Origin of the sequence: Gordonia sp. (in: high G+C Gram-positive bacteria) (genome assembly GCF_052106715.1) — a bacterium.
Taxonomy (GTDB): domain Bacteria; phylum Actinomycetota; class Actinomycetes; order Mycobacteriales; family Mycobacteriaceae; genus Gordonia.
Genome location: NZ_JBQEDL010000066.1, coordinates 1 through 9,709, shown reverse-complemented (window position 1 = coordinate 9,709; position 9,709 = coordinate 1). Strand labels below are relative to the sequence as shown.

The following is a 9,709-nucleotide window of genomic DNA, read 5'->3' as shown; positions in this document are numbered from 1 at the left end:
AGAAGGCCGCGACGTCAACGAGTTCGTCTACGTGAAGCCGTACCCGCGCGCCACGGCGAGCGGTCAGAGCCAGGAGGATCCCTCATGACCGCACCAGAGTTCGCCGAAGCGATCACCGGCACCAGCCAAACGAGACGAGTCCTCCTCGTCTGGGACGCCCCCAACATGGATATGGGCCTGGGCAGCCTGCTCGGCGGCCGTCCCACCGCCGCGCACCGACCCCGGTTCGACGCGCTCGGCCGCTGGGTGCTCCAACGGACCGCAGCGATCGGCGCAGCGACCCACGCCGATGTCGAGCCCGAGGCTACGGTCTTCACGAACATCGCACCCGGAAGCGCCGATGTCGTCCGGCCGTGGGTCGAAGCCCTGCGAAACGTCGGTTACGCCGTCTTCGCGAAGCCCAAGCTGACCGACGACAGTGACGTCGACGACGACATGCTCAATCATCTCGAGGTGCGACGACACTCTCCCGGGCTCGCCGGTGTGATTGTCGCCTCCGCCGACGGTCAGGCTTTCCGAGAGCCGCTCCTGGAGATCGCCGCCGAGGGCGTCCCGGTCACCGTGATCGGTTTCCGGGAGCACGCGAGTTGGGCGCTCGCCGCCGACGAACTGGAGTTCGTCGACCTCGAGGACATCACCGGAGTGTTCCGCGAACCCCTCCCCCGCATCAGCCTCGACTCCCTGCCCGACGACGGCGCATGGCTCACCCCGTTCCGTCCACTCAGCGCACTCCTCAAGTGAAACTGAGTGTCCCGTACCGAAGACTGAGCGTTTCGCCCCTGGTAGTAGTCGTGTTCTCTCAGGTGTAGCTGAGACAATCGCACTTTCGAGTGTTCGCGAGAAGGAAGGAAGCCGGCGTGTTCGGATCCATCGGCTCATTCGTGTACCGAATGCGCTACGCCGTCATCGCTGTGCTGATCGCACTGATGGGCGGCCTCGGCCTGTACGGCATGGACCTGCCGAACCACCTGTCGCAGAGCGGTTGGTTCGACCCCCAATCGGAGTCCGTGACCGGCTCAGTGGTCGCCGACGAAGCCCTCGGCCGTGACCACAAGTCCGACGTCATCCTGCTGATCACACCGCCCGAAGGCACGTCGATCGACGACGAGGCCTTCGGACAGAAGATGCAGAAGCTGACCAATGACCTGATCGCCGAACACCCCGACGTCGTCAGTCGCGACGTCGACACCGACCACGCGGGCCTGATCAGCCCGTTCGATCCCGCCACAAACGGGGCCAGTCAGATCGCGGCCGATCAGAAGCAAGACCGGATGTGGACCGCCGACCGCAAGCACGGCTTCATCTCGATCGGCGTCAACGGCAACGACGACACCACGATCCTCAAGAACTACAAGTCGATCGAAGGCTTCTTCGACGGTCTCGACGAACGCTACGAACTCCCGGGGACACAGTTCGAACTGGCTGGCCTGCAACCGATCGCAAGCGCGATGAGCGAGGGCATGGACGCGGACATCAACCGCGCCGAAGTCATCGCGCTGCCCGTGGTCGCGGTGATGCTGCTGTTCGTGTTCGGCGGTGTCGTCGCCGCGATCCTCCCCGTCTTCATCGGCGGTCTGACGATCGCCGGCTCGCTCGGCATCACCAAGCTGATCGCACAGACCACCGAGCTCAACATCTTCGCGCAGTCCGTCATCACCCTGATCGGTCTCGGCATCGCGATCGACTACGGACTGTTCATGGTGAGTCGTTTCCGTGAAGAGTTGGCCGAGGGATACACGCCGAAGGCCGCCGTACGAAGAACGGTGATGACGTCGGGTCAGACCGTCGTCTTCTCGGCGACCATCATCGTCGCCGCTCTGGCCTGTCTGCTGATGTTCCCGCAGGCGTTCCTCAAATCCGTGGCGTACGGCGCCATCGCGTCCGTCGGGCTCGCCGCAATCCTGTCGATCACCGTCCTGCCTGCGATTCTGGCGATCCTCGGCCGTCGTGTCGACGCGTTGAGTCTGCCGTTCCTGAATCGCACCAAGACCCGGGAAGCGGTCGAGGCCGGCTTCTGGGGCAGGCTCGCGTCGTGGGTCATGAGGCACCCGCTCAAGACTGCGATCCCGACCGTTCTGCTCCTGCTGGCGTTGATCATCCCGTTCGGCAACATCGCGTTCGCCGGACTCAGCGAGAAGCTTCTGCCGCCGGACAACCAGAACCGAGTCGCCCAACAGCACTTCGACGAACTGTTCCCGACCGAGCGCACCGAAGAGTTGAAGCTCGTCGTCGTCTACGACCAGAACGGCGACGACGTCGCGACCAAACTGCAGTCGATCGCCGACCAGGCCAACAAGGTCCCCGGCTTCACCAAAGCGTTCTCGCCCGACGCCGACGGCGGCGCACTCGACGGGATCTACGGCGACGAGGAGAACGGGCTCGGCGTCACTCAGATGTCGGCGGGCCTGCAGAACCGCGACGACGCGCCCGATGCGATCAAATCGCTGCGCGACATCGACACCCAGGGCCTGCGAATGTACGTGGCAGGCACGCCTGCCCTCACCCAGGATTCCATCGACGGATTGATGTCCAAACTGCCGTATATGGCGATCCTGCTGGTGCTGGTGACCGGGCTCCTGATGTTCCTCGCGTTCGGGTCGGTGATCTTACCGATCAAGGCCGCGTTGATGACGGCCCTCGGCCTCGGTTCCACGCTGGGCATCTTGACGTGGGTCTTCATCGACGGACACGGCTCGTCGATCGCCAACTTCACACCCGGCCCGCTGTTCGCACCGATCCTCGTGCTGATCATCGCAATCATCTACGGACTGTCGACCGACTACGAGATATTCCTGCTCTCCCGCATGGTCGAAGCCAGACAGAACGGGGCGTCGACGACCGAGGCGATCCGAATCGGCACCGCGAACACCGGTCGAATCATCACGGCGGCCGCTGCGATCCTCGTCGTCGTCACCGGGGCCTTCGGCCTGTCGGACATCGTGATGATGAAGTACATCGCATACGGCATGATCGCCGCGCTGATCCTCGACGCGACCGTCATCCGCATGCTGTTGGTACCGGCCGTGATGAAGCTGCTCGGCGACGACTGCTGGTGGTCGCCGCGCTGGATGCAGCGCCTACAGCAGAAGATCGGTCTCGGCGAGACCACCCTCGGCGACGAACCGGACGAGAAGGAACAGCGCGCGTTCGCAACAGCGGGAGCGTCGTCGGGCGGCATCGTCGCAGCAGCCGAGGCTCCGACGGCGGCGATGAAGCGCGTCGCCGAACGTCCGGTGGCCGGCCGCGCCGAGCCCGCCCGAGCGCGCCGGGCAACCACCAGTCATGACAGCGACTCCGATGTGGCCGTGAGTGATTCGCACGGCACCGAGAGCACGCTGGACGAACTGATCTCCGACGACACGTCGGCCACGGGATCGGTGACCACGTCGAAGCAGCCGGTAACGAAGACCGTCCCCCAGACCCCCGCGCCGAAACCTAATGGGCCGAAACCTAATGGGCCGAAACCTGCTGGGCCCAAACCTGTTGGCTCGCAACCCGCTGGGCCGGCGCCCGCACAACCGTCGACCAGGCGCAAGAGCGACGGCCCGGACACCGGTTCGTGGCGGCTCGGAGCGGGCGGAGTCCGTCAGACCTCGCGTGACCTGCGGCCACGGCCGCAGCAACGTGCCGGAGCACCGGTCGAGGCACCGGGTTCCTCGGCCCCGGCACAACCGGTGCGTCCACAACGTCCTACGTCGCAGCCGTTGCCCGCGCAACGACCTGCACCCGGTCCTCGGCCGACCGCACCACCGACTCCGCGCGAGCCGCAGCCCAACCCACCTTCCGGGCCTCGTCCCCGGCAGGCGCCGCCGGCCACTCAGATCCCGGCGACGCCTGCACCCGGTCGGCGGCCGACCCCGACGCCTACACCACCGACGCCCACCCCACCGGCCGGGCCCGGAGCACGACAGGCCGACACTCGGCAGCCCGCTCCGGACCGCGACGAGAAGCGGCCCGAGTCGACTGATTCGCGATCGGCCCGCGAACTGCGACCGGACCGAGGCAGTGAGGGAAACCAGATCAGCGTCCAGGAACTCCTGCGTCGCAGCCGGGGTCATCAGTCAGACGAGGATTGACCGCCCCGTAGGGTGTACGTCATGCCCGACGACGCCGCCGCCACGGCCGACGCCCCCGACTCGCCGTCGGGCAAGCGTCGGCCGTGGCGTCTCTGGCTCCGATGGGGCGCGATCGTCGTGGTCATCGTCGTACTCGGCATCGAGGGTTACTACGTCTGGCCCAAACTGCGGGAGACGTGGGACCACATCGGCGAACTCCGGTGGGAGTGGGTGATCGCTTGTATCGTCGCCGCCGGCCTCTCGATGGACAGCTACGCGCAGGTGCAGCGGGCCCTCATGCGTTCGGCGGGCGTCAGGGTCAGGCAGGCGGAGTCGCTCGCAGTCATCCTCGCCTCCAACTCGGTGTCCCAGACCATGCCGGGCGGCCAGGTCCTCTCGCCGGCGTTCGTCTACCGGGAGAGCCGCAAGTGGGGAGCCACACCGGTCATCGCGTCGTGGCAGGTGGTCATGTCGGGTCTGCTCGCCGGTGCGGGCCTCGCAGTGCTCGGTCTGGGCGGCGCACTGCTGGCCGGAGCCAAGACCAGCCCGTTCTCGGTCATCTTCAGCGTCGCCGGATTCCTCGTGTTCGCCGTCGCCGTCCAGTACCTGGCGAGCCACCCGCAGATGCTCGAGAACGCGGGACTCCGCGTCCTCGGCTGGGTCAACAACGTCCGGGACAAGTCGCCCGACCACGGGACGGCGCGGCTCAAACAGATCATCGAACAGTTGGAGGCCGTCCAGCTCAATAGGCGCGACGGGGCCATCGCATTCGGGTGGAGCTTCTTCAACTGGGTCGCTGACGTCGCTTGCCTCGCGTTCGCGTGCTATGCGGTCGAGGCGCACCCATCGTTCGCCGGACTCATGGTCGCGTACGCCGCCGGAAAGGCCGTCGGCACGGCGATTCCGCTGTTGCCCGGCGGTATCGGCGTCGTCGACATCACCATACAATTGGCACTCACCTCTGCAGGAATGCCCGCAGGCGTCGCCCTCACCGCGGTCCTCATCTACCGCGTCATCAGCTACATCCTCGTGGCCGTCGTCGGCTGGGTCGTGATCGCTGTACGGTACCGCGGCGCATTCAAGTCCGACGTCACGCTCGACCGGGAGATGGCCGACGACCGTGCCCGAATCGCACGGCAGGACAACGATTCGTCGACGTCGGAGGGGACCGCTGATCGCGACGACGACCCGAGGAACCCTCACTCACCCGAGTGAGGTCGACTGCCTCTGCCCCCGTTGCTTCGAGACGGTCCAGCTACCGTGGGGGCATGACGACCCGTGACACCCAGACCGGACCGCACCGCACTCCCGTGGGCGTCGTCGCCCTCGCCGCCGTCGCCGATATCGTCGCGGTCTGCGTGTTCGTCGCCATCGGTCGCCGCAACCATGACGAAGCGGGGTCTCTCACCGGATTCCTGACGACGCTGTGGCCGTTCCTAGTCGGCGCAGTCGTCGGATGGTCCGTGACCGTCCTCGCGACGGGCAGACGGTCCGCACCGGAACGGCTGCTGCCCGCAGGCCTGCTCGTGTGGGTGTCGACGGTCGTAATCGGGATGGTCCTGCGAGTGTTGTCCGATCAAGGAACTGCGACGTCGTTCATCGTCGTCGCAACGATCGCCAACGGGGTGCTGCTTCTCGGCTGGCGAGCGGCCGCCGCACTCATCGCGCGGAGCAGGTCTTGACCGGCTACCTGCTGTTCGACACCTTGAAGTACTTCTGCGCCACCTGAAGGGCCGCGGTCCCCGACTTCTCGCCCTCGCAGTAGATCACGATGACCTTGCCGCCTTGCAGTCCGACGAACCAGCCCGGCCCCTGCGGGCCGTTGGTTCCGACGAGGGCGCGCAGACCCGGTGCTCCGGTCAGGTCGCTCGCGTCGCCGGTATTCGCGTTCGTCGCCATCGAGCGCAAGATCTCGCGGGCGACCTCCGGTTCGAAGTGTTCGAGCTTTCCGTCGGTGACCTTCGTCGTCGCGCCCTTGACGAGGTAGGGAGCGACCGCGTCGGTCGCCCCGTCGGACGCCCGCGACAAGGCGACGCCGAGCGCCCCCATGTTCAGCATCGTCGACTTGTAGTCGTTCGGTGTGAAGCCGGCGCTCGACACCTTCGGCTTGGTCGGTGTCGTGGTACGCGGGAGGCTCACGCCCGGCGCGGTGAACTTCACCCCGAGACCGAAGCGGTAGAGCATGTCATTGGCGCTACCGGAGTCGTCGTTGGCGGCGCGATCAACGGCTTCGAACACGGGGTCCAGGGTCGATCCGGTCGCGTACGCGGCACCTGCCTCCACGTCACTACGATCGGCGGCGTCGTTCCGTGCCATGGCGAGGATGCCACCGGTCGACGCGTCGAACGTCATCACGGCCGCCGGCTGCGCCACTTCGACGACGGTGTCGCCGAGCACGAGCTGTTCATTCTGGTCGACGGTGGTCGCGACGTCCTTGGCCGGCGGCCCCTGTTTGCCTGCCAACCGCTTCGGGCGGGTCCCCGGTGTCACCAGTTGGACCTGCCAACCCGCGGTCGCGTCGCGCACCGCAGTCCAATAGTTGGTCAGTCCGCTCTCGAGGGGGCTCGACAGTCGACGGTCGTCCATCACGAGTTTTCCGGTGCGATTGACGGTGACACCGGTGATCTTCTCCGGATCGGACGTGAGCGTCCTCATATCCGACTCGCGCAGTGTCACGGCGACGACTGAGCGCCCGCCGGCCTCGTCGACCTTCTTGCGGATCACCGACGCCGTGACGAGCGGCGCGATCGGCTCGACGGCATCAGCCAACGACGCTATCGCGGCATCGGACTTGCGACCCGCGGCCTTCGGATCAAAGGTGATCTCGTTGACGGGCACCATCTTCATAAAGGTCTTGCCGGTGCGGCTCTCGACGGTGGGTGCGGGCGTCGCGTCGGTGCGGACCTTCTGCAATCGGGATCCGGCCGGCATGTTCTGGTAGATGAGGCCGGGCTCCCACTGGACCTTCCACCCGCTCGACAACTCACGTGCCGTGCCGGACGTGCTGGTCTCGAATGAGCCCTGACCGGGCCACTCCCAGGTGGTCTTCATGGTGAACGACGCCGTGCCGTCGCTGTATTCGACCGGCTTGTTGACGGTGGTCTCGACCGTCTCGGCGCCCATGCCCGCAAATGTGGCACCGAGTGACTCGGCAGCGGGCGCAGGAGCAGTCGTCAGCCCGGACGCCGCTTCGACGTCCTGGTTCTCGATCGCCCCGGCGAAGCTGCCGACGATCCCGGCCACGTCGGTGTCGTCCCTCGACCCGCACCCCGCGACCATTGTCAGTGTCACGGCAGCGACTACTACCGCCGCCGCAGCACTGTTTCCCCTCCACACCATGACACCAATTTTCACTCGTCTCACATGCGTTTCACCGCACAGGGCCTCACATTACCGAATCATTGTGGTCTCGATTTCGCATCACCGCCGCCGGATCGGCGTAGCGAGGCCCTTTCCGCATAATAGAGGTATGTCTTCGACGATTCTGCGCGCTGCCGATCGTGTCGCCACACAGACACCGTGGCTGACCTCGTCGCACAGCTTCTCGTTCGGCGACCATTACGATCCAGCCAATACCCACCACGGCGTACTGATGGTGCACAACGAGGACACAATCGAGGCCGGTCAAGGGTTCGACACCCATCCTCACTCCGAGACCGAGATCCTCACGTGGGTGCTGTCTGGGTCGTTGGTCCATCAGGACTCCGAAGGGAACTCCGGTCTCATCCACCCAGGACTCGCCCAGCGCATGAGTGCGGGGACAGGCGTTCTGCACTCCGAACGCAACGATTGCGCCTCCTCGACCGAGCCCGTCCACCTGATCCAGATGTGGGTGTGGCCCGACGAGAACGGTCTCGACCCGAGCTATGAGCAGCGCGACGTCACCGCCGACCTGACGCCCGGATCCGTCGTGCCGATCGCATCGGGCGACCGCGCCCACGACTCCGCGATCCGTATCGCCAACTCGGGCGCCACATTGCACGCAGTCCGACTGAACGCCGGCCAGTCGGCCACGGTCCCCTCGGGTCGCTTCACCCACCTGTTCGTCACCGCGGGAGCCCTCACCGTCGACGGCGACCGCCTCGAGACCGCAGACGCACTGCGCGCCACCGATTTCGGCGGCTCCACGATCACCGCGAACACCGACTCAGAGGTCTTGATCTGGTCGATGTCCAAGCGTCTCGGCGAATAGCGGCGGGCGCTGGCGGAGCCCGGTATCGCTGGTCGACTCCTACCGAGACCGTGCACTATGGAGTGCGTGACTACCGAACAAATCTCAGGACTGGACTTGGAGTGGGTCGACCCCGCGGTGCGCGTCGCCGACGACCTCTTCACTCACGTGAACGGCAAGTGGCTCGAGTCGCACACGATTCCGGGCGACCGCAGTATCGACGGCGCCTTCCACGTTCTGCGCGACAACGCTGAAGCCGACGTCCGCGCGATCGTCGAGGAGTGCGCGCAGAGCCCCGGCGACGCGACGTCGACGATGATCGGCGATCTGTACGCATCGTTCATGGACACCGAGCGCATCGAAGAGCTCGGGCTCGAAGCGGTTCGTGACTACCTGACAGCGATCGCGACCATCTCCTCGATCGCCGACCTGTCCCGCACGCTCGGCTCCCTCCAGCGGGTCGGCGTCCGCGGACTGTTCGGCCTCTACGTCGACACCGACGCACGCCGGTCCGATCGCTACCTCGTACACCTCGGCCAGGGCGGGCTCGGCTTGCCCGACGAGTCGTACTACCGCGAGGAGAACCACGCCGAGACGCTGACCGCATATCGCCAGCACGTGGCCGCGATGTTCGGGTTGGCGGGGATCGACGATCCCGAAGACGCGGCGTCGCGGGTCGTCGACATGGAGAAGCAGATCGCGGGCCATCACTGGGATGTGGTGCGACGCCGCGACGCTGAGGCCACCTACAACTTGCGGACCCTCGCCGAGTTCACTGACGGCGCTGCCGGATTCGACGTATCCGCCTGGCTGACCGGTATCGACGCCCCGAGCGACGAGACATTCGCCGAGGTCGTCGTCGGGCAGCCGTCGTTCTTTACCGGAGTCGGCGAACTCGTCGCGTCACGTCCCCTCGACGACTGGAAGACGTGGCTGCAGTGGACCCTGTTGAATTCGGTCGCCCCCTATCTGTCGAGCGCATTCGTCGACGAGAACTTCGCGTTCTACGGGACCGAGTTGACCGGAGCACAGGAGATTCGCGACCGGTGGAAGCGCGGGGTCGGCTTCGTCGAGTCGGCTGCGGGTTTCGCAGTCGGTGAGCTGTATGTCGCGAAACACTTCCCGCCCGCAGCGAAGGCTCGCATGGACGAACTGATCGCGAACCTCGTCGAGGCGTATCGCCGCAACATCTCCGACCTCGACTGGATGACGCCGACCACGCGGGAGCGCGCGCTGGCCAAGCTCGACAAGTTCACGCCGAAGATCGGCTACCCGGCCAAGTGGATCGACTACTCGACGCTGCAGGTCGACCGCGGCGATCTGATCGGCAATCTGCGTCGTGCGTCGTCGTTCGACACGTCGCGGGAATTCGCCAAGATCGGCGGGCCGGTGGACCACGACGAATGGTTCATGACCCCGCAGACGGTGAACGCCTACTACAACCCGGGCATGAACGAGATCGTCTTCCCCGCCGCGATCCTGC

The 9,709-nt window shown here is 66.0% G+C and carries 7 protein-coding genes; 6 read left to right on the top strand and 1 reads right to left on the bottom strand.

Translation table 11 applies throughout. The features are described from left to right. The first annotated feature begins 84 nt into the window (after nucleotides 1-84). The 4 genes from ACTIMF_RS18800 (at nucleotide 85) to ACTIMF_RS18785 (ending at nucleotide 5,737) form a co-directional block, all read left to right on the top strand. Nucleotides 85-741, top strand: coding sequence for an NYN domain-containing protein (locus ACTIMF_RS18800; RefSeq protein ID WP_442351806.1), 657 nt, complete (start codon nucleotides 85-87; stop codon nucleotides 739-741). 116 nt (nucleotides 742-857) lie between these two features. Continuing rightward, nucleotides 858-4,076 (top strand): MMPL family transporter, encoded by a 3,219-nt coding sequence (locus tag ACTIMF_RS18795; RefSeq protein ID WP_442351805.1) that lies wholly within the window; start codon nucleotides 858-860, stop codon nucleotides 4,074-4,076. Between the two features lie 21 nt (nucleotides 4,077-4,097). Then, nucleotides 4,098-5,270 (top strand): lysylphosphatidylglycerol synthase transmembrane domain-containing protein, encoded by a 1,173-nt coding sequence (locus ACTIMF_RS18790; RefSeq protein WP_442351804.1) that lies wholly within the window; start codon nucleotides 4,098-4,100, stop codon nucleotides 5,268-5,270. Nucleotides 5,271-5,323: 53 nt separating this feature from the next. After that, nucleotides 5,324-5,737, top strand: coding sequence for a DUF3054 domain-containing protein (locus tag ACTIMF_RS18785; RefSeq protein ID WP_442351803.1), 414 nt, complete (start codon nucleotides 5,324-5,326; stop codon nucleotides 5,735-5,737). Nucleotides 5,738-5,741: 4 nt separating this feature from the next. On the opposite strand, the gene ACTIMF_RS18780 is transcribed toward ACTIMF_RS18785, so the two are convergent. Continuing rightward, nucleotides 5,742-7,394, bottom strand: a complete 1,653-nt coding sequence (locus tag ACTIMF_RS18780; protein WP_442351802.1) for an NTF2-like N-terminal transpeptidase domain-containing protein — start codon at nucleotides 7,392-7,394, stop codon at nucleotides 5,742-5,744. Between the two features lie 130 nt (nucleotides 7,395-7,524). Between ACTIMF_RS18780 and ACTIMF_RS18775 the strand changes: the two genes are divergently transcribed. Both ACTIMF_RS18775 and ACTIMF_RS18770 read left to right on the top strand, forming a co-directional pair. After that, nucleotides 7,525-8,247, top strand: a complete 723-nt coding sequence (locus ACTIMF_RS18775) for a pirin family protein (RefSeq protein WP_442351801.1) — start codon at nucleotides 7,525-7,527, stop codon at nucleotides 8,245-8,247. A gap of 57 nt (nucleotides 8,248-8,304) precedes the next feature. Continuing rightward, a partial coding sequence (locus ACTIMF_RS18770; RefSeq protein ID WP_442351800.1) for a M13 family metallopeptidase occupies nucleotides 8,305-9,709 on the top strand: 1,405 nt, incomplete at its 3' end.

Coding starts and splice junctions, on each gene's coding strand:
- ACTIMF_RS18780 (WP_442351802.1), bottom strand. CDS start 7,394: ATGGTGTGGAGGGGAAACAGTGCTGCGGCGGCGGTAGTAGTCGCTGCC.
- ACTIMF_RS18775 (WP_442351801.1), top strand. CDS start 7,525: ATGTCTTCGACGATTCTGCGCGCTGCCGATCGTGTCGCCACACAGACA.
- ACTIMF_RS18785 (WP_442351803.1), top strand. CDS start 5,324: ATGACGACCCGTGACACCCAGACCGGACCGCACCGCACTCCCGTGGGC.
- ACTIMF_RS18800 (WP_442351806.1), top strand. CDS start 85: ATGACCGCACCAGAGTTCGCCGAAGCGATCACCGGCACCAGCCAAACG.
- ACTIMF_RS18790 (WP_442351804.1), top strand. CDS start 4,098: ATGCCCGACGACGCCGCCGCCACGGCCGACGCCCCCGACTCGCCGTCG.